This window comes from Aliivibrio fischeri ATCC 7744 = JCM 18803 = DSM 507, from assembly GCF_023983475.1.
Lineage (GTDB): Bacteria > Pseudomonadota > Gammaproteobacteria > Enterobacterales > Vibrionaceae > Aliivibrio > Aliivibrio fischeri.
Genome location: NZ_CP092713.1, coordinates 813,041 through 834,406, shown reverse-complemented (window position 1 = coordinate 834,406; position 21,366 = coordinate 813,041). Strand labels below are relative to the sequence as shown.

Genomic DNA, 21,366 nt, shown 5'->3' with positions numbered 1-21,366 from the left:
AGGTAAACGCCTAGCCTAACTGATTTCCAGCCACCAATTTGCTTTTATTAAACATATTCTCTGGAGTTAATTTAGCGAGTGTTACTACCAATGTAACCTGCGCTATTAACGCTAATATGAAAATAAGTGGGTTATCAAAAATGCCTGCAATTAGAAAACTGACAAGTGCGATTCCACCATTTAATAATGCATAAGGAAGCTGTGTCTTAAAGTGTTCGAACTGATCACATCCTGCTCCTGTTGAAGACAAGATCGTTGTTTCAGAAATTGGTGAACAGTGATCGCCAAACAAACCACCAGAAAGTACAGCACCAATACATACAAACATCGGCGCATCAATTGCGATAGCTGTCGGGATAACCAAGTGCATCATAATTGCAAATGTTCCCCATGACGATCCCGTAGCAAATGAAATGATCGCTGCCAGTAAAAAAGATACCGCTGGCACTAACCAATATGGAAAGCCGTTTTGAGCTTGCTCTGCAATATAAGCTGCCGCACCTAACTCTTTACCAACTGAACTCAGAGTCCATGCAAGAATAAGGATGATTGCAACTTGCATCATATTACCCATCCCTTTCATGTACACAGAAATACCATCCGATAGACTTCTTACTTTATTCATTGCCATTAAAATAATTAGTGTAAATGCGGCAAAGAAGTAAGCGGTAGACAAAGCAGAACGAAACACTGAACCAGATACTTTTTCAAATGGGAAACCTAGAGGTGCAAGCATAAATACCAAAACAGCTCCCATCACCAATAGCGGTGCCCATACAAACGAGGCTTTTGCATTTTTATGCGTGAATATTTCTTTTGAAATATCAGACGACGCATGAAGTTCGCCCTTACTTGCTATCGCTTCAGCTTTTGCCATTGGGCCAAAATCCAATTTCTTTAATGCGACAAGTGGAACAATCGCTATCGCTAAAATTGCGTAGAATTGATATGGAATAGCGCCTAAAAATGCATCCCAATCTGTAATATCAGTGACATTTAATGCAGTAAATTCTTTCTGTATTAACCCCATGATATACACACCCCAACCAATGAATGGAATTAAAATAGCCACAGGTGATGAGGTTGAATCAATAATGAAGGCCAGTTTTTGACGAGAGATTTTTAATTTATCGAAAAGAGGACGAAAAACTGGACCAACAATTAATGGCGTACCTAAATCAGAGAAGAAAATGATGATTCCCCCTAGCCATGCCGAGGTTTGGGCCTGAAATTTACTTTTGACCCAAAGCGTTACTTTTTCTGCAAATGCAAGGCCACCACCCGACTTTTCCATTAGTGCAACAAACCCACCAATGAAAACCAGCAATACAATCACTCCGGCATTATAGCTATCTGTTAGTTGAGGTGAGATATAACTTTTAACCATGACACCAAATGTTTCAAACGGATCAAGCGTGGTAAACAAACCGTTTAGCATTGCTACTCCACTCAATACTCCCGCAAAAAGACCAACGACCACATTACGTGTCGTTAACGAGATAATCAGCGTTATAACAATGGGAATGAGGGAGGTAATGTCTGTCTGCTCCATAGTTGCGTTCCTTTTTATACTGCAAAAGAGTAAATAGTTATTCAATTAAAGTGACTATATATTTCACAAGGGAAAATGTATAGTTTTTTATTCACTTTTTGTGAATTTAAAATCACCCAAGATTCTAAAGTCTCATTTTAAAAACGCAGATGAATTCAACAGAGGAATTTCAACACACCCTCTCATAACAAAAATCGATAAATTAAGATGGAAATCTACTAATTTTATAAACTAAAGATTAAAAGTGCTTAATTAACAGCACATTTAATCTTTACTCTCTTTTTTATTCATTCAAAACACTCTTCAATCATATACAAACCTGTTAATGAGAGAGCAAAGGTATGCCAAGAATCATTACATTATTAATAATCCTGTGTCTTACATTTAATAGTTATGCAAAAGAAACCATTTGGACTAACGATAATGTTCACTTCAATTCACTAATCTACGCTCAAAATTCTGATGATGCTTTTATTCAATCCGTAGTAACTTATGATTGTAAGAAGATCGAGATTTCAGTGGGGTTTAATGAAGCACCTCAATCCTCTTTAACGGCTGTGATTAATGACAAAAAAATTAAGCTCAATAAATTTGGTGTGAATTATTATGGGTATGCTGTATACAAACCACAAAATGAAACAGCAGAAGAACTGTTATTGGATCAGTTTAGACAAGAAGAGTCGATTCATTTAACGGATACTCTTGGTGATAGCTACTATTTCACGACTCAATATTACTCTCAAGCAATGAAGCATAGACTCACAACATGCTTAAAAAATCGAGAAAAGTATTCGCTGCAAGATAATAGCTAACTAATAATGATGGGATTCTTTCATTGCTTTCTTTAGACATTCAGCGGCTTTTAGAAAAACAGGGCCTTTATCTGAATTTTGGCTACTGATTAGCCCGCATCCCCATGAGATATCACCATCAAAAAATGCAACATCACATCGCTTTATTTGTTTGGACTTTACATACGGTTCCGCAAGGTGTGTTGGTAAAATACTCCAAGTAAACGGTGACTTTTCCAAACACGATACAAGAAAATCAATGCGTGTTAAGACCTGATAATTAGCGCTGAATATCGCCACGTTATCAAGTTCAGCGGAGAGTAAACTTTGCAATATTAGCTGTTTCTTTGTTTGCATTAATTGAAGTGAACATGGCTCATGATCAAGTAATTCAGAATCAGCACTTACATATACACCAAAATGTATTGAACCAATATTAATCCCTGCCAGACCTTTATGAGGCTTACTGCGATAAGATATTAACTGCAACGTTAGATCAACTCTCCCTTCTTGAATTGATTGGATAGCGAGATCCTTTTGTTGCGATAAGTAATTCACTCTCGTATATGGAAATGCACTTGATAGCTCTTGTTCTGTTTTAAACAATACTGATACCGGCATTGTTTCGTCATAACTGATGGTCAAGCTGTCTTCTATATCGCTACCTATATTATTTGCAATATTTTGAACTTCTAAACGTTGTTCAAGCAGTAAGGTAGCGTACTTATATAAACGGGTAGCATCTGGGGATAGCTTTGGCGTTTTTCCTTCTCGATTAAATAGCTCAACACCCCAATCAATCTCAAGAAATGCAACCAATTGATGAACCGTTGATCTGTCTTTTTTAAGCTTTCTTGCTGCAGCACTAAAAGATCCTTGCTCTACCACCGTTGCAAATGCTTCTAATTGATCAAACGTAAATGTCGCCATAATTCTTCACCTTTTGTTGGGTTAATCCCAACATACCAGAGATTACATGTGCGATAAAGCACGCAATAATAACCATATTGATGAAACACATCCTCTTCCATTAAGGAGAAACAATGATGAAACGTTCTTTTATTTCGACTGCTTTAATTGGTGCACTTACTTTATCGACCATTGCTCCAGCCGCACAAGCATGTACTCGTATACTCTGGAAGACACAAGATCACGGTACGTTTGTCACTAGAACAATGGATTGGTCAGAACAAACACATCCACATTTAATGAATTTCCCTGCAGGCAGCTCTTATTTAACTCACAGTGAAAAATCAAATAAAGTGACATCTAAATACGATGTAACAGGCTTAACTACCTATGGTTTTATTACTGATGGCGTTAACTCAAAAGGCTTAAGCGGTAATGTTTTGTACGACGGTGAAATGGACTTAGCGGTTAAATCATCTAGTAAAAATGGTTCATTAACTTACTTACGTAATATGTTATCTCAGTATAAATCCGTTAATGAAGTGGTTGCCGCTATCAATGAAGAAGCACCTTCTATTGAATTTGTTGAAGGTGTGCCGATTCGTATTGCTCTTCACATCTCATTTCAAGATACCACAGGTGATAGCGCCATTGTTGAATGGAGAAATGGAAAACCTCAAGTATGGCATGGTAAACAATACACTGTAATGACAAACCAACCAGGTTACGCGCAGCATCTTGCTAATGTAGAGCGTTCAAAACGTGGTTGGGGTGAACAAGAACAACAATGGAGTCAAACGAACCTTGGGACTGGCGGCAATACCAATCCAGAAGACCGTTTTATTCATGCAACTTACTTTTCTGGTCACTTAAATGAACCAACAAGCGTAATTAACGGTATTTTAAAGTTAGATTCAACAAGTTTTAAAATACCTCACGATGCACCAAATAAAATGATCAATGGAAAAATGGCGGGTTATGCGACGGAGTACTCTGTAAATCGCCACCTTGATTCTGGTGAAACAGTAGTCCGCTATCAGTGGGGCGATGCATTTAATCAAGTGCAATACAACGTTAAAGAAATCCAGCAGTCAGGAAAATTTGTTAACTTTAATATTTCAACGCCAAACTTAGCTGGAGATATTACGGAAAAAGCGATTCATTCAGCAAAATAGTTTTAGCTAATACCATACATAAGAAAAAAGCCGAATGCATAATACATTCGGCTTTGTTACTACTATAAAGTAAAAATTAACTATCAGCAGGAAAAACGACGCCAGTTTGTTTGCGGATTTCAGTGGTTACTTTTGATATAAGCAATGAACGCTCAACCGCTTGCATATCCATTTGATTCGATTGAACTTGCTCGGCAAATTTAAACGCTTCATAAAACATTGGGTTGGCGTTTTGTTCAAGGGTCAAGTCTTCTGTTTCTCCACCACGATTCACTTTCGTTACTTTTTGGCCAATAGAGATCATCTCAGCTAAGATCGCCCCCTCTTCACCTTGGATCTCACTAGGTACATAAGAATCACTGGTCTTAGAGTGCATAACAACAACATCAAAGCCATCGTAACCACAAATGATACTGCCGTTACCATCAACGCCTGAATCTAGCAGATGCGCCTGTGCTTGAATTGATGTTGGCTCACCAAATAACTCAACCATAGAACCTACACAATAAAAACCGATGTCCATAATCGAGCCATTTGAAAACTCAGGATTAAAAGTATTTGGGTTTTCACCATTAAGGTATTTAGGGTAACGAGAAGAGTACTGACAATAAGTGATGTGCGCTTTTCTAATCGCCCCTAAACTTGGCAAGTGTGATTTAATTTGCTGAAAGTTTGGTAAATATGGCGACATAAAGGCTTCAAACAGCACCACATTATTCTCTTGTGCGGTTTGATAAGCGAGTTGTGCCTCTTGGTAATTTGAGGCGACTGGTTTTTCACAAATGACGTGTTTACCCTGCTTCATCATCTTAATAGATTGTGGAGCATGAAATGAATTAGGGCTTGCAATATACACCGCATCCACGTCATCACACGCCGCTAATTTATCTAAACAATCAAAGGTTAAATTGACGCTAAACTTATCAGCAAATGCTTTAGCTTGTTCAAGTGAGCGTGAATACACTGCAGATAGTTGATATTTGCCACTCTCTAGTGCAGCCGCTAAAAATCGTTCGGTGATCCAATTGGTTCCAATAACAGCAAGTTTTATCATGATTCAATCTCTTTATTGGTTTTCTGTTGTTTATTTCGCTTGAAGTGCTTGAGTTTTAAACTGTACACCCGCCCAACCGGTTACCATAAAATTACGAATATTTTGATGGTCATCCCCTTGTGGATTCTCTAATACGTCATGACGATAATATTGCCCAAAACACGCTAATGTTTGATCTACACTGAGTTGATTTAATAAAGCGAAAGCAAAAATCTTACATGAACCATTATTTTGATCAGCCAAATTAACCGTATTACCATTCGCAAATTCGGTTGGTGTAAAGTCATAGTGAGACTCAATCACGGCCATGGTTTCGGTAAATTCAATCAATTCAGGCTGTGTGCTTAGTTTTTCAATAAATGCGTTTAACGTCATCATGACTTCCTTTTATCAACTTGTTTCTATCTGATCCAATACAAAAAAACCTAGATAGACGTTCTACCTAGGTTTCAATTATTTCGCTAATACATCTTGCCACTGTGGGTTTTTATTCATGTAATGAACCACATAAGAGCAGACAGGCACGATCAATAAATTAGATGCTCTCATCTCATGTAAGAACGACTCCATCATCACTTTACCGTAGCCTTTTCCTTGTAGCTCATCAGGGATCCGAGTGCTTATTACATCAAGAATATTACCTTTCTTTTCGTAGTAAACTTTGGCAACTGCATCGCCTTCCAGAGCAATTAAGTAACATTTATTATCAGGATCATGAGTTATCATATTCATGCCTACATTTCCCTATTCTTTTAAAGTACATCTACTTTAATCAGTTCCACTTAAAAATGCGAGTTTCGTTTCCTTCTTGTGGCGCTTCTGGGATATTTAACGACAATAAGAATGAAATAAAGGCCATTCCAGCACCTACGTAAAACACAGCCGCTGGTGACACAAGCCATATCAAGCCAAAGCTCACAGGGATAACCACTGCTGCAATATGGTTGATAGTAAAGGCCACACCCGCCGTTGATGCCATATCAGCCGGATCGGCAATTTTTTGGAAATACGTTTTAATCGCTAATGCTAAAGCAAAAAACAGATGGTCGATAATGTACAGTGCTGCCGCCATTTCTGAGGTTTGTACCAATGCATAACCAACAAAAACAAAAATTAAACCGATGTATTCAAACATAAGAGCTTTGCGCTCACCAACAACACCAATCCAACGTCCAATCTTTTTAGCAAATAACCAGTTAAATACGTAGTTGGCTAAGAACAATAACGTGATTTCAGAAGCCGAATACCCGAACTTCTCAACCATTAAGAAGCCAGCAAACACCATAAAGATCTGACGACGAGCACCACTCATGAAGGTTAATGCGTAATACAACCAATAACGCTTACGTAGTACCAATTTCTTGGTTTGTTGTGTTTCGGTTTCAAAATTTGGAAACGATAACCACATAAAGATCGTCACGATTAATGCAATTGAACCTGCAATGAAGTAAATCCATTTAAATTCTAATTGCACTAATTCAAGCAATACCCATAACACGCCATAAGTACACAAAGAAGCAAGCGCACCAATAGAGATAAGTTTACCGAGCATCTCTGGGGCTTCTTCTTTGGTTAACCATTGCAGCGATAGAGACTGTTTTAAGGTTTCAAAATAGTGGAAACCCACCGACATCAATAATGTTGTGCATAATAAGCCATATACACTTGGGAAGAAGCCAGTAATCGCAACACCTACCGCTAACATCACCAAAGAGAGGATCATGAACTTCTGCTCACGAATAAAAAGAAGGACGAAAACAGCAGTAAAGGCTAGAAAACCAGGGATCTCGCGCACACTTTGCAATAAACCAATATCTGCACCAGTAAAAGCCGCTTTTTCGATAACAAAGTTATTTAAAAGTGCATTCCATGTAGAGAAAGCAATAGGAACAACAATAGATATTAAAATCAAAAACGTTTTGGGATTTCTCCACTGAGCTAAGCTCGACATGATAGTGACTCTTATTAATATTTAGATTTACACACTGTAACATATTTCGTTGAAACATCGTCTTAGCCCATGGCGATCTTTACTTTATTTACCTTTTAATAATGAGACTAAGTACTGAATACTTTCTGATACTTGTTCTGTTTTGGTATAAATCCCAACACTGCCTGATTTTTCTGATCCTTGTGGAAGCGTCACAATTCCCAACTCCGCCATTTTTTCTTTAACTTGATCGGTATAAGGCATGATCGCATCACTGGTTTTTAGCATATCAATACTGGCTTTTAAGGAGTTAAGTTCATACACAACTCCTGTTTTTTGCTGTTTAAGATTGAACGCTTCCATACCTTCATCATTCAAAATCTTCGTGTGTCTGATGTGATCAGGGGTGACTTTTATTAAAGGGTAATTATCCAACTCATTTGATGTTAGATCATTTGATAACAATGGATGCCCTTCCCTTACAAACCACGCTTCTTGTTCGATAAATAAAGGCATAAACAATACACGATGTCTTGGATCGATATTTTCGATTTCATGACCGATAAAAAGATCAATATCACCATTGAGTAATTGATTTAACATAGAGAGCCCATTACCAAACTCGATATACATTGAGTTATTTGGATGCTGCTCTACAAATTGTTTAATTACTTCAGAAGCAAAGCACTCCCACCACGCCTCACCAATACCTAACTTTATCTTACCCTGACTTCTGGCTTTCATGTCGGTCAGTTGATGCATCATTTGACTGTGTTTTTCAAATAAATCCTGTACATAACGATAATAGAGCCAGCCAGAGCTTGTCAGTTCAACCCCTTTAGATTTTCGATGAAACAAAATCACATCCAAGCTTTCTTCTAGTTTCTTAATTGCTGTCGTTAATGTCGGCTGACTAATAAACAGTTTTTCAGACGCGCCTTTAATGCTGCCTTGACGAGCCACTTCATAAAAATAGCGTGATGATTTATCCATAATAAACACTCAGTAATTATTCTGACTTCACAATACCCATGATATAAATTTTTTCTATATCAGAGTTCAAATTATCAATTATTCATCAGCGTTTTTTTTCGCTATATTGCGTTTAATTTCTTTTAGTTAGTGGAATAAAAAATATGGAAAAGCGTTGGTGGCATAACAGTGTTGTTTATCAAATTTACCCTCGTAGCTTCTGTGACTCGAATAATGATGGTATTGGTGATCTACAAGGTATTATTAGTAAACTGGATTACTTGCAAGGTCTTGGTATTGATGTAATTTGGCTTTCTCCTGTTTATCAATCTCCAATGGATGATAACGGCTACGATATCTCTGATTATCAAGCGATTGCGGCTGAATTTGGCACCATGGAAGACATGAAGCGTTTAATGCAACAAGCAGAAGATCGCGGCATTAAAGTGGTAATGGATTTAGTGGTTAACCACACATCGGACGAACACGCTTGGTTTGTTGAAGCAAAAAGCGATAAAAATAGTCAATACCGTGATTTTTATATTTGGCGTGATGCAGGTGAAAACGGCGAAGCACCAAGTGACATTGGATCCATTTTTGGTGGTTCAGCATGGCAGTGGGATGAAGAGAATCAACAATACTATTTCCATTTATTCTCTAAACGCCAACCAGATTTAAACTGGGAGAACCCAGAAGTTCACCAAAAAGTATTTGATATGATGAACTGGTGGATTGACCAAGGTATTGGTGGCTTCCGTCTAGATGTTATCGATTTAATCGGCAAAGAAGTCGACAAGAAAATCACAGGTGATGGCGAGCGTCTGCACCTGCTTCTTCAAAAAATGAACCAAGCGACATTCGGTGATAAAGACTTGCTTACGGTGGGCGAAACATGGGGAGCAACACCTGAAAGTGCTCAACTTTATAGTGATCCTGCTCGTCATGAGCTATCAATGGTGTTCCAGTTTGAGCACATTACCCTACTTTGGGAAGATGGTGTCTCGTCCTAAAATACGTTGACGATTTTTAATTGAAAGCTAAGTGCGTACGCACTTGGCTTTTTTGTGTACTTGATTTGGTGTACTCATTCCCAAGCTTAAATGTGGCCGCATTTCATTATAAATAAAAATAGATTCTTCAACTAAATGCCTTAACTCCTCTAAATCTTTACAGTCATACAAAAGAAACTCTTGTTTAAGTATCCCATTTATTCGCTCTGCTAATGCATTTTGATAGCAATCATAACCATCCGTCATTGATGGCTTAATATCATTTTTATTCAATTTTTCCTGATAAACCTTTGAACAATACTGTAATCCTCGGTCTGAATGATGAATCGTACTCCTTTGATATTGACGGCTATCTATCGCCATATCAAGAGCTTTGACTACATCAGTAGCTTTCATTTCATCACTTAATTCATATCCCATTATCTTTCGACTATAAGCATCTGTTACTAAAGATAAATAATGAATACCTTTTTGTGATTGAACGTAAGTGATATCACTAACAAAAACCTCTTCAGATGCTTGAGGTGTTACTTCTTTAAGTAAATTAGGATGTTTTTTCATCCAATGCTTACTATAGGTAGTTTTTGTATAACTTCGTTTAGGTTTTACTAATAAGCACTCATTTCTTAAATAGGAAAAAAAGTTATCTCTGCCTAACTTTATGCCATGAGTGATGAATTTGGGCTTAAGTAAAAAATATAATTTTTTACCTCCAATACGAGGCATATATCGACGAATTTCTTGCACCATATTTTTAACCGGTGAAAGTTCAACGGCACGTTTCAGAGCTCTACGTTCTTGTTGGTATATACATTGTCTTGTAATGCCAAGTAGCTGACTAGCTCGCTCTAAGCTGATCATTTTCTGCTTTTGAAGACTTCTTGCTCCTTGGCAATATACTTTTTTCTAAGGCCTGCACCATGTTCTGCGTCCATGATATTCACTACTTCATTAAGTAATAAATTACGCATTCTTTCATCATCAAGCTCTCGCTCTAAACGTTTAATTTTTTGTGCAGGCGATTCTTTCGCTTTCGGGGATTTAGGCATAATAATCTTAGGTGATTGAGACCAGTCCATCTTACCGTGTTTTCTTAACCAAGTAAGTACGGTAGATCGACCTTGAATGCCATAAATGTTTTGAGCTTGCTTATAGGTCATATCGCCTTTTTCTATAGCGGCAACAAGCTGCAATTTAAAGCCTAATGAATAATCGCGTTGAGTTCGCTTATTCTTTGTTTTTTCTTGATTTGTCATATAAAAGTCCTAAATGTGTAAACACATTTCAGGACGAGACATGGTGATAAATGGAAGCCTAAACCACTTGATCTCGCCCTATTTAAACAAGTGATGACCAAATGGCAAGTAGAGCTAAACAATAAGGGTTGGAACTCGCTATTTTGGAATAACCACGATTTACCTCGTGTTGTCTCTAAATACGGTTGTGATGGCCAATATCGTGTTGAGTCGGCAAAAATGCTGGCAACCACTCTGCATATGATGAAAGGCACGCCTTATATTTTCCAAGGTGAAGAGATCGGCATGACGAACGTCGCATTCGATACGTTAGAAGAGTACAAAGACATTGAAACGTTGAACTTCTATCAAGTAAAAACCGAATCTGGGGTTAGCCATGAAAGCATGATGAAAGGGATCCATGCCAATAGCCGTGATAATGCGCGCACACCAATGCACTGGGATAACTCTGATAATGCAGGATTTACTCAAGGTACACCTTGGATCAAACTGAACCCGAATTACCCTGAGATCAACGTTGCCGCAGCGCTAGAAGATAAAAACTCGATTTTCTATCACTATCAAAAACTGATCGCTCTAAGAAAACAGAACCCAGTGATTGTCTATGGTGATTTTATTCCTCTGTTTGAAACGCACTCTGCCGTGTTTGCTTATGAGCGTAGAGATGCAGACCAACACTTAGTCGTGCTAAATAACTTCAGTGCAGAGCCACAAACATTAGCATTGCCTGAGCATATTGCTAACCGCTCTGTAGAGTGCTTGATCAGTAATCTTGAGCCAACAACACAATTAGGCTCTGAGTTGATATTAGCACCTTATCAAAGCTTGGTTTTAGCGCTTTAAAGATTATTAAAAACAAAAAAGCCACCTGACCTTCTTTTACTATTAACTAGTCCAGAAAGTAAGGTGGCTCTTGATTTATATCATGCTAATTTTTATATTTCTTAACCACTGTAGCTATTCCCTGACCAAACCCTATACACATTGTTGCTAAACCGTATTCTCCTCCATGAGTTTCTAGTACATTAATAACACTACCTACAATACGAGAACCTGAACAACCAAGTGGGTGCCCTAGTGCAATTGCCCCTCCATGCATATTAATATCATCCATTCGGTTCGTTAATTCCATTTTTCGAATACAGCTGATTGCTTGAGCGCCAAAGGCTTCATTTAGTTCAAATTTATCAATGTCATTTAACGTTAATCCTGCACGTTTTAACGCTTTATTTGAAGCAGGTACTGGGCCAATCCCCATAATTGCAGCGGGTACACCAGCAGTCGCCATTGAAACAATTTCTGCTCGAATAGTTAAACCTAATGATTTTGCTTTTTCTTCACTCATTACCAACAATGCAGAAGCGCCATCCGATAGTGCTGATGACGTTGCTGGTGTAACCGTACCAGCAGGTGAAGGGTCAAAACATGGACGCAATTTACTAAATGATTCAATGGTTGCATCTTCACGAATCACTTCGTCTTTATCTACTATAATAGGTGCTCCCATTTCATCATGACCAGGTGTAGGAACAATTTGATCTTTAAAGTAACCTTTATTTTGAGCTTCAAGACTCAACTTATGTGAACGCACACCAAGTTCATCTTGTTCTTGACGTGAAATATGATTCAATTTTGCTAATGCTTCTGCCGTTAGTCCCATAGCTGCCGATGCTTGCGCCATGACAAAATCGGATGGTCCCGATAAATCAACACCATGTGTCATAGGAACATGTCCCATGTGTTCAACACCCCCAACAATAAAGACATCACCTTCACCCGCCTTAATTTGACGAGCTGCGATATGTAGAGCATCCATTGACGAACCACATAAACGGTTCACCGTTGTTCCTGTTACTTCAACAGGCAACCCGGCTTGAAGTGCAACTATTTTAGCTAAATTAGCGCCTTGCTCTAAAGTCTGCTGCACACAGCCCCACACAACATCTTCTACATCTAATGAATCAACCTCTGGGTTTCTCTCCATAAGAGCTTTGATCAAATGAGCACTTAATTTATCCGCACGAATGTTACGGAAAACACCATTTTTTGATTTACCCATTGGGGTACGTACAAAATCTATAATTACTGCTTTAGTCATGATCTATTCTCCAATTAAGCGTGCATGTTAGGGACGGTGTAAGTAATGTTATCAGCAAGAACTTCTGACATTTCTGCCGCAGATTGTTGAATTTCTTCTGGTGTTTTCATATCCATTTGGTAAACCAAACCACCGCGGAATGGTGGGAAACCAGTACCATAAATCATAGCTAAGTCCGCTTCCTCTTTAGAGGCGATGATATCTTCATTAAGTGCACGTTTGGCTTCAAACATCATAGGTAAAATTAATGCATTAATAATTTGCTCTTCTGTTAACTCTAAGGTCCCTACACTATTAAATAATGTGGAAGCTTTCTCATTAAATTCTTTAACTGGACGACCGCGTTTATCTGTTGACCAATTATAAAATCCACTACCATTTTTTTGACCTAGCAAATTATTATCAAACAACCTTTGTACAATATTATTCTCAGGCAGAGGCATATGTGAGTAGTTTTGAGACATCAGTTCAAGCACATGAGCAGAGGTATCCATTCCCACAACATCAATCAATTCAGCAGGTCCCATTGGCATACCATATTTCTTCATTGTTTTTTCAATAAAGCTAAAATCAGCACCTTTCGCCAATAAATTAGAATAAGCTCGCATATATGGTGTTAATATACGGTTTACAAAAAAACCAGCACAGTTATTAATAACTATTGGTGTTTTCCCAATTTGATTTACATATGTAACTGCTTTTTTCACTGTTTCTTCGCTAGTTTTCTCTCCACGAATAACCTCAACAAGAGGCATCTTATTAACTGGATTAAAGAAATGAATGCCAATGAAGTTCTCAGGATAACCTAAAGAAGAAGCCAACTGTGTAATACTGATTGTCGAGGTATTAGAAGCAATAACGGTATTTTCTTTTGTTGCATCCTCACACTCTTTTAAAACAATACTCTTCACTTTTGGGTTCTCTACTACAGCTTCTACCACCATATCTGCTTGCTTCAAAGAGTCGTATGTTAATGTTGGTATAATATTATTTAATGCCGTTGCTGCTTTTTTAAAGTTAATTTTTCCACGCTTAACTGGCTTCTCAAGTAAGTTAACCGCTGTACTTAAGCCAAGATCTAAACCAGCTTGATTAACATCTTTTAATGGTGAACGAATGCCTTTAATTGCATTAGTATGAGCGATGCCTCCCCCCATAATCCCAGCACCAATCACTGCACATTCAACCGTTTTTTCTCCAGCTAATTTTTTTGCCTTACTTTTTACGGCTAAATCAGCTAGATACACATGACACATTGCTGCTGAATGACCAGTATTAATTAAGCGCTCAACGACACCTGTAATTTCATTCTTCAAAGACTCATCACGGCTCTCGTTTGCTGATTGTTCAATCACATTGACAATCGTCATTGGAGCAGGGTAATTAGGGCCAGCAGCTTTCGCTATCATTCCTTTGGCAATACCAATGGACATTTTTAATTCATAAGTAGATAAAGGGATTTTTCCTTTTTTCATTTCACGAATAACTTTATAATTTCGTTTACCATCTATGCACTCAGTAATTAAATTAACTGCCGAGGCTATCATATCCTCAGATTCAACAATGCCATTGATAAAACCATCTTTTAATGCTTTTTCTGCTTTAAAATTTCGACCCGAAGTTAACCAAGTCAATGACGTATCAAGACCAACAAGACGAGGCATACGCGTTACCCCTCCCATTGCTGGGAAAATACCAATCTTAACTTCAGGAAAACCAACAGAAATATTAGGCGTACCTAAACGAAAATCACTTGAAAGAGCAAACTCAGCGCCCCCACCATAACAATGGCCCTTAATAAGGCTTACCGTCGGAAATGGAAGATCTTCAAGTTTATTATAAACAGAATGCGTATAGGCTAGATGCTCTCTAGCACCGCCTTTAAATAAAGGTAAAAACTCATTAATATCAGCACCAAAAGCAAAATTGTCTGTTGAGGTGGTAATGATTAACCCATTAACTTTTGTAGTAAGCAGTAGTTGATCAAGTAAAGTACTTAACTCTTCGATGACGGCTTTTGACATTAAACGAGCCGGTGAAAAAAAATCTAAAACAGCGATGTCTTTCTCACCAAGAGTAAGATTAAAATGAGCACCGTTAAACAACATAATGATATCCTTTTTATGATATGAAATAGGAAGTCAATTCATCATGACTTCCTATTTAAAATTCTAGTGAATTAAACCGCTTTTAATTGCTTCCGTTTTTAAGTGTTCACGTAAGTCTGGATGAGCAATACTAATTAATAATTCAGTTCGTTCTTCATATGACTTATTCATCAAACGTACAACGCCATATTCCGTCGCTATATAATCAACATCTGAACGTAAATAGGTAACCGGCGTTCCTTCAGGAAAACCCACCATAATATTTGAAATTAGGTCGCCTTCTTTATTGGTATACGCTGATTTAAGCGCAATAATAGATTTACCACCTTTGGACATTTTAGCTGCACGAGCAAAATCATATGCTCCACCAGTACCAGAAATTTGTCGATATCCCATTCCTTCAGCCGTCACCTGTCCTGTTAAATCTACTGCAATACATGTATTAACAGAGGTAAAACAATCATGTTTAGAAACAAGATATGGGTCAGTCACTTCGTAACATGGCTCTATGACTAAATTATCCGCTGTTTTTAAGTAATCTAATAAATTCTGATCACCCATAGCTAATGTACAAGTAACATTGGCACTCGGATCTACAGCACCAGCTTGAATTAATTCAACCATTGAACTGGTAAGCATTTCAGTATGAATCTTTATGTTTTTCTTGTTTTTAAGGGCATACCCGACAGCATTAGAAATTGAACCAATTCCAATTTGTAGCGTACATCCATCATCGACAATATCAGCAACAATTTCACCAATTTGAATATCAGTATCACTGACCTTCTCACTTGGAATTGCAATTAATGGAAGGTTTGACGTTGTAACAGTTGTCGCTTCATCAAGGTGAATACAGTTACGATAACCACCACAATGAGGCACGTTTTCATTAACAATTAAGATCACTTTTTCTGCATAACTTGCCATCAATTGGGAACCTAGCCCACCAATGGGACCTAAACTACAAAACCCCTCGTCATCCGGTGGTGATACTTCTAATGCTACAACATTTGGTTTTAGTTCTAGGAATAAGTCTTTCATACTACTGTAATGTGTTGTATTTAATTCCATATTTCCTAATGAACGCATAGCACGCTCTAATGGACCTAAAAAAAGACTTCGATAATAAATACGTCCTTTATATTCTGGTAACATGAATTCTTGTTTAGGGTTTAAAATCATTCCACTGATTATTTCAACATCTTTAAGTTTTGAGCTCATTTTTTCGAGAGTCGTCAAAAACTCATAAGAAACACCAATAGCACCACTAACCCATAGACGATCACCTGATGTTATTTCAGATACAGCCTCTGACATCGATACAAAATTTAATTTATTCATAGCATACTCTTTTACTAATTTTATTGATGAATAGCGTTAATCGTTATTTGTAATCCACTCCTTCAATTTCAAATCCATTTATTTGAGAAAATTCTTTTCTATATCCTTCATAATCACCTACGCTTGGATCTTTATAGTTAGATGAATTAATATTCTTAATCATTTCTTTTATTTTATTTTGAACTTCAGGATTAAGTTCGAAGTTATCTGCACGAATTAATCTCTGATCGTCAGTAGGCGTTCCATTTGGGTTATATAAATAACCTTGCATAATACGATGCATATGCTGAATTGCAGTTTCATCTTCACCACGCTCTTTTAGCTCTTTCATTAAAGCCAAAACATAAGTCGATAGACCTGGAATAAATACAGAAGCCTTAGACACAATAGCCTTACAAACAGCAACATAAGCATGGCCATTAATATCTGATAATTTGGTATCTAATAAATCAGCAGTTTGATGTAAGTGTTCTTTGGCTTTACCTAACGTTCCGCCAAAGTAAACAGGATAAGTAACTTCTGACCCTATATAAGAGTATGCAATAGTTTTAAAATCCGTATCTAAAACATCTGCTTCTTTTAATACTTCTACCCATTCTTGCCAATCTTCTCCACCCATCACTTTAACAGTAGCCTCTATCTCATCGTTATTTGCAGGCTCTAAAGTCACTGGAATCATCATTTCAGGCTCAAAACTAATAAAATTACCTGTGAATGGAGAATCAATAGCTTTTAGTTCAGATTTCCACTTACCTTCCCCATTTGGCTTAGGACGGATCCCTGTAGCTAAGCTATATACTAAACAATCAATTTTCCCAAAGTTTTGTCGAATATAATTAATTACCTTAGTTCGCATTTCTAAACTAAAAGCATCACCTATAAAATCTTCAGCAATTAATCCCTCTTCTTTTGCGAAATGTTGAAAAGCTAAATTATTATGATAACCAGCGGTACCCGTATCACTTTCTGTAGGCGGGCGTTCATAAGAAACATTTAAAGTATTCGCTCTTCCACCAAAAGCTAATGAAATTCTTGAGGCAAGCCCTAATCCTGAAGAACCACCAAGAACCAGAACGTTTTTAGGTGCATTATTTATTTGAGGCAAATTTTTCACATCTTTAATTTGCTGTCTAACTTGCTCTTTACACCCTAACGGATGACAATTAGCAGCAACGACACCTTTGATTATTTTAATATCACTCATAATAACTCCAATATAAAATTAAATTTCATAACTACAATTATAAAAACATATTACACAACACTTAAATATGACTTATATCTCATTTGAATTTTAATGGCTGTCATAGATAAATAAGTGGCTTAGAATGTCAACCAGTAACTAAACAACCATTAAAAATCTAGATAAATTGAATATCCTCAAAGAAATAATCAATTTGCTTTACATGTAAAATTTCATCTTTATCAAAAGTAAATTCTTTTTCTTCATTTATAACACCGACAATTAATTTACTATTGTTTAATTTACTAACATCAACTTTTTCATGGTCTAATATACATACATAACCATTCTTATTTGGTTTAGTTATATTAATAATATATTTATTATCATTTGGTTCATCAATAACCTGCATAGCTTGAGATAACGATATTTTTTTTCTTAAATAATCCTCATGCCATTGATTATCAAAGTCAAAATTATTCATATTATTCTCCATATTTAGATAGATAACTAAAAATAATACGTTACACCGATACGGAATTGTCGTTTATCATCTGCTACTTTAAACGAGCTACTTGAGTGAGACCCTTTATTATTAACATGACTAAATGTTTCTTTATAAACTCCCATTAGCCACCATTTTTTATTATCAGTTAAAGGTGTTCCGATCATTGTTTCAATTAATAGATCTTGTGTAACTACATTATCAAAATCGAGGTATGAGTATTGAGGGTTTATCATCATATATGTCCCTTTCTTACCTAGATAGATGGAATTAAACAAATTTAATTGCATACCAGTACCATCATCCATACCGATTCTTTTTGCGCTATTATTTACGTCGGCCTTAACTACAGCCACATTTGGGAAAAGAGACCAATTACTTAACACTGGAATTTTTGAAATAGCACCAACGGCTACTATATTGTCTATTGACGTCGAATCATCATTTGATTGGTCAAGATAATCTAAGGAATAACCTGCTTTTGGTAGCCATTCATAACCTGTCCCAAACACTTGATACCAACGCGCTCGGAACTCACGTAAATCCATACCGTTTTCATAACCAGATTGCTCTGCGCTTTCTTTTTCAGCTACTGTCGCTGATAACATTGTTAAAAACTGATTGTCTTTATTAAATGAACCACCTACATTAAATATTGATTGCACAGCAAAATCATTATCATTGCTATTTGTGCCTACATAGACCTGAAGTGAAGACATAAGACGAGTAACATCAGCAGGATCTGGTGCATCTTCAGAAAACGCTGCATTTGAGAATGTAAGAAGTAAACTTAATGGAATTAATTTGTTCATAATTAAACCTTAATTAATATTATAAATTTAACACGAAAAAATTTAACTCATTTCAAAAGCAAATAAAAAAGTAATAAAAGCTAATATATTTTTTCATGCCACTACGAGGATTAATATAATATTAATTTAACTTTTTATATTCTTGCCAATTTAAGCCAATAATTTGATTAAATTTGCCAATGATATTGTTTCTGACTTTGATCACATAAACCAATTAAAAAATTCAATTATCAAATAATATTAACTAAATGCGCCATACAATTGACCTACTGCGCCATAGAGCATAGATGTGATTTAGTTCACCGACAACAATTGACAATTTTATTAAAATGCCACCATATGTAGCTCATACTAACTTTATAATTATTATCAGTAGGTTAAGGTGAAAAGATGCTCAACCAAACAAACACTAATCACTATTTTTTGCATGCTGGTTGGTACAAACTACTTGCAACCCAGATAAAAGAATCCAATGTTGATATAACAAAATATAATACATACAAAGATATTACAGCTAATAATGATGGTGAATATGACATTCGTTCATTGCGAACTCTCCATAGTGAAATTATTAACGATTATCAAAACTTTAAAATATCAATTCAAGCGGCAAAACATGTAACCCCTTTTACTTTTGGATGTTATTCAATCGCTCTTTCTACATGTCGTTCGCTCTATGACTTTCTCAAGATAGCATGTGAAAACTTCATTTATATCGCCCCTCAAATTCGTTTATCCCTAAGCCAGAGTAATGGTGATATTGATCTTATACTCATTCAAAACCATTCCCCAAAAGATTCGAGAGTCACTAAATCTGGTTATGTGATCATTATTTGTACATTATTAGAAATGATGCGTAATCTAAACAATAAAGAATCTATTCCATTTCAGTTATATGCTCCAGATTTAAACTATGAAAATGATGAAAAAAAATACTTAGAGCAAAGGTATAACTGTACAAAACTAATTAATAAAGCAATTATTAAATTAAAATTCAAAGAAAAAGATCTTATTCATACCGTAAAAAACTATCATCCAGAAATACACCAACATAACTTATCATTTGTTCATCAACGTGTTGAAAAACTAAATAAAAGTGATATTTGCTTACAAATATGTGATATTTTCGAAAAATATGAATCTCTAAAAGATATTAATATCAATTCCGTTGCTGAACAATTACATACAAGTACTCGAACCTTAAATCGACGCCTTGCGAGTGTTGATACTAATTTTACTAATACTCTCAATTGCTATCGCTTAGATAAAGCAATTCGATTATTAAAAAATCCTGAAATAAGCATGACTGAAATTACTTACCAATTAGGATTTTCTGAATTAAGTAGTTTTTCTCGAGCATTTAAACGTTGGACTGGAGATTGCCCTACTAAATTACATACTTCATCAATTATTAATAATTAACTAAATCAGACAATGATTTAGCAGCTCGTGCCATTTTTTCATCAGAAGACTTGCATCACAAATATTATTGAAATTTTATTTAGAATAAAAATCGGTTATTACAGTAAATTAATTTATTTTAAATAATAAGGTACTACGATGAAAAATATAATGATATTTTTAATCTTCACTAGCGTATTCCTAACTGGTATTGCACAAGCATGTACTGGAATAAGACTAGTTGCTAACGATGGTTCACCAATATTTGGTAGAACCGAAGAATTTGGAGATGATGTATTCGAAGTTAACTGGAAAATTTTCCCGCGAGATTACACATTTCAAGGTTATACGCCAGATGGTAGCAATGGAAAACAGTGGAAAAGTAAATATGGTTTTGTAGCAGCTACTCCATTTGAAGTTGAACAAGCAGTTGAAGGGCTTAATGAGCATGGCCTTCAAGTTGGTGTATTCTATTTTCAACCATATGAGCAAGCAATATATCAAAAGTATATCCCCTCAAAAGCCAAAAATTCAATCGGTGGCTGGCAACTTCCTACTTATATAATATCTCAAGCAAAAAATGTTGATGAAGTAAGGTGGCTACTTAGTAAAGTAAATGTGGTTGATGCAATACCTTATCCTTATTATAAAGACTGGAACGTTTCCCCTAAGATCCACCTTGCTGTCAATGATGCACAAGGTAATTCTGTTGTCATTGAGTATTTAAATGGTGAGTTACATATTTTTGATAACCCATTAGGAGCGATAACCAATAAACCAAGATTTGATTGGCATCAACAAAATTTAAAACAATTCACCAACTTGCCAATTGACCAGCCCGTACCTTTTCAGAATAAATCAAAAGAAGTAATGAGGACAGGTCTCGATATTGATAGACTAGAAAGTATATCTGGCGAAATAACATCTGAATCTAGATTTATAAGAGCTGCTATGTATAGCCAAACAGCAGAACCCTTTGATACAGCATTAGAAGGCGTTCATGCCGCATTTAATATCTTAAATAACTTTGATATTCCTAAAGGGTTTAAACGTTATCGCCACTCTGATGGAAAAGAATATTCAATGTATTCTCAATGGACAACAGTTAGTGATTTAAGAAATAAAAAAATGTATATCCGTTCTTTTTATAGCCCTAGTGTAAAGTTGATTGATTTAAATGAAATTAATTTTAAAGATGGGAAAGTAAAAACATTTGAAATACCAATGAGCTTCGAGTTTGATAAAATAAAAATTAACTCTAACTAATAC

18 protein-coding genes and 2 pseudogenes are annotated in these 21,366 nt (G+C 36.2%); 6 read left to right on the top strand and 14 right to left on the bottom strand.

Annotated features, from left to right (window positions below):
- Positions 1 to 10: 10 nt before the first annotated feature.
- On the bottom strand, positions 11 to 1,552 hold the full coding sequence (locus AVFI_RS17260; RefSeq protein WP_065624237.1) for a Na+/H+ antiporter NhaC family protein: 1,542 nt from the start codon (positions 1,550 to 1,552) through the stop codon (positions 11 to 13).
- A gap of 341 nt (positions 1,553 to 1,893) precedes the next feature.
- Here AVFI_RS17260 and AVFI_RS17255 point away from each other — a divergent pair, with 341 nt between their 5' ends.
- Positions 1,894 to 2,364 (top strand): hypothetical protein, encoded by a 471-nt coding sequence (locus AVFI_RS17255; RefSeq protein ID WP_069581439.1) that lies wholly within the window; start codon positions 1,894 to 1,896, stop codon positions 2,362 to 2,364.
- Here AVFI_RS17255 and AVFI_RS17250 read toward each other — a convergent pair whose 3' ends face one another.
- A complete protein-coding gene (locus AVFI_RS17250; RefSeq protein WP_017018742.1) occupies positions 2,365 to 3,273 on the bottom strand; it encodes a LysR family transcriptional regulator in 909 nt (302 codons plus the stop codon).
- Between the two features lie 113 nt (positions 3,274 to 3,386).
- Between AVFI_RS17250 and AVFI_RS17245 the strand changes: the two genes are divergently transcribed.
- The gene (locus AVFI_RS17245; protein WP_072054232.1) at positions 3,387 to 4,427 is read left to right on the top strand and encodes a linear amide C-N hydrolase; all 1,041 of its coding nucleotides are present in this window, start codon (positions 3,387 to 3,389) and stop codon (positions 4,425 to 4,427) included.
- A 76-nt stretch (positions 4,428 to 4,503) separates the two neighbouring features.
- On the opposite strand, the gene AVFI_RS17240 is transcribed toward AVFI_RS17245, so the two are convergent.
- The 5 genes from AVFI_RS17240 to AVFI_RS17220 form a co-directional block, all read right to left on the bottom strand.
- On the bottom strand, positions 4,504 to 5,481 hold the full coding sequence (locus tag AVFI_RS17240; RefSeq protein WP_054776099.1) for a Gfo/Idh/MocA family protein: 978 nt from the start codon (positions 5,479 to 5,481) through the stop codon (positions 4,504 to 4,506).
- A 30-nt stretch (positions 5,482 to 5,511) separates the two neighbouring features.
- On the bottom strand, positions 5,512 to 5,859 hold the full coding sequence (locus AVFI_RS17235) for a HopJ type III effector protein (RefSeq protein ID WP_054776098.1): 348 nt from the start codon (positions 5,857 to 5,859) through the stop codon (positions 5,512 to 5,514).
- Positions 5,860 to 5,934: 75 nt separating this feature from the next.
- Complete coding sequence (locus AVFI_RS17230; protein ID WP_054776097.1) at positions 5,935 to 6,213, bottom strand: GNAT family N-acetyltransferase; 279 nt, start codon at positions 6,211 to 6,213, stop codon at positions 5,935 to 5,937.
- Positions 6,214 to 6,253: 40 nt separating this feature from the next.
- Entirely contained in the window at positions 6,254 to 7,432 is a 1,179-nt protein-coding gene (locus AVFI_RS17225; protein WP_005423059.1) for an MFS transporter, read from the bottom strand.
- A gap of 84 nt (positions 7,433 to 7,516) precedes the next feature.
- On the bottom strand, positions 7,517 to 8,404 hold the full coding sequence (locus tag AVFI_RS17220; protein ID WP_063651869.1) for a LysR family transcriptional regulator: 888 nt from the start codon (positions 8,402 to 8,404) through the stop codon (positions 7,517 to 7,519).
- 143 nt (positions 8,405 to 8,547) lie between these two features.
- Here AVFI_RS17220 and AVFI_RS17215 point away from each other — a divergent pair.
- Positions 8,548 to 9,381: pseudogene (locus AVFI_RS17215) on the top strand (alpha-amylase family glycosyl hydrolase); the annotation flags it as partial.
- Positions 9,382 to 9,420: 39 nt separating this feature from the next.
- Here the strand turns inward: AVFI_RS17215 and AVFI_RS17210 are convergent.
- A protein-coding gene (locus tag AVFI_RS17210; protein ID WP_408580437.1) for an IS3 family transposase occupies positions 9,421 to 10,649 on the bottom strand; the annotation gives its coding sequence in 2 pieces (ribosomal slippage) (positions 9,421 to 10,286 and positions 10,286 to 10,649; 1,230 coding nt in all).
- A gap of 42 nt (positions 10,650 to 10,691) precedes the next feature.
- Between AVFI_RS17210 and AVFI_RS17205 the strand changes: the two are divergent.
- A pseudogene (locus AVFI_RS17205) lies at positions 10,692 to 11,492 on the top strand (alpha-amylase family glycosyl hydrolase); the annotation flags it as partial.
- Positions 11,493 to 11,577: 85 nt separating this feature from the next.
- Here AVFI_RS17205 and fadA read toward each other — a convergent pair.
- From fadA to AVFI_RS17175, 6 genes are all read right to left on the bottom strand, one after another.
- Complete coding sequence (gene fadA / locus AVFI_RS17200) at positions 11,578 to 12,747, bottom strand: acetyl-CoA C-acyltransferase FadA (RefSeq protein ID WP_054775748.1); 1,170 nt, start codon at positions 12,745 to 12,747, stop codon at positions 11,578 to 11,580.
- 14 nt (positions 12,748 to 12,761) lie between these two features.
- Entirely contained in the window at positions 12,762 to 14,855 is a 2,094-nt protein-coding gene (locus tag AVFI_RS17195) for a 3-hydroxyacyl-CoA dehydrogenase NAD-binding domain-containing protein (RefSeq protein WP_155662163.1), read from the bottom strand.
- A gap of 63 nt (positions 14,856 to 14,918) precedes the next feature.
- Positions 14,919 to 16,196 carry an acetyl-CoA hydrolase/transferase family protein gene (locus AVFI_RS17190; protein WP_072054226.1) on the bottom strand — a complete coding sequence of 426 codons (1,278 nt, stop codon included), beginning with the start codon at positions 16,194 to 16,196 and terminating at the stop codon, positions 14,919 to 14,921.
- Between the two features lie 43 nt (positions 16,197 to 16,239).
- Positions 16,240 to 17,400 (bottom strand): enoyl-ACP reductase FabV, encoded by a 1,161-nt coding sequence (fabV, locus tag AVFI_RS17185; protein WP_017018753.1) that lies wholly within the window; start codon positions 17,398 to 17,400, stop codon positions 16,240 to 16,242.
- A 157-nt stretch (positions 17,401 to 17,557) separates the two neighbouring features.
- Complete coding sequence (locus AVFI_RS17180; protein WP_054775747.1) at positions 17,558 to 17,863, bottom strand: hypothetical protein; 306 nt, start codon at positions 17,861 to 17,863, stop codon at positions 17,558 to 17,560.
- A 26-nt stretch (positions 17,864 to 17,889) separates the two neighbouring features.
- A complete protein-coding gene (locus AVFI_RS17175) occupies positions 17,890 to 18,696 on the bottom strand; it encodes a hypothetical protein (RefSeq protein WP_017018755.1) in 807 nt (268 codons plus the stop codon).
- 390 nt (positions 18,697 to 19,086) lie between these two features.
- Between AVFI_RS17175 and AVFI_RS17170 the strand changes: the two genes are divergently transcribed.
- Both AVFI_RS17170 and AVFI_RS17165 read left to right on the top strand, forming a co-directional pair.
- A complete protein-coding gene (locus AVFI_RS17170) occupies positions 19,087 to 20,118 on the top strand; it encodes a helix-turn-helix domain-containing protein (protein WP_188863651.1) in 1,032 nt (343 codons plus the stop codon).
- A gap of 138 nt (positions 20,119 to 20,256) precedes the next feature.
- On the top strand, positions 20,257 to 21,363 hold the full coding sequence (locus tag AVFI_RS17165; RefSeq protein ID WP_017018757.1) for a linear amide C-N hydrolase: 1,107 nt from the start codon (positions 20,257 to 20,259) through the stop codon (positions 21,361 to 21,363).
- Positions 21,364 to 21,366 lie beyond the last annotated feature (3 nt).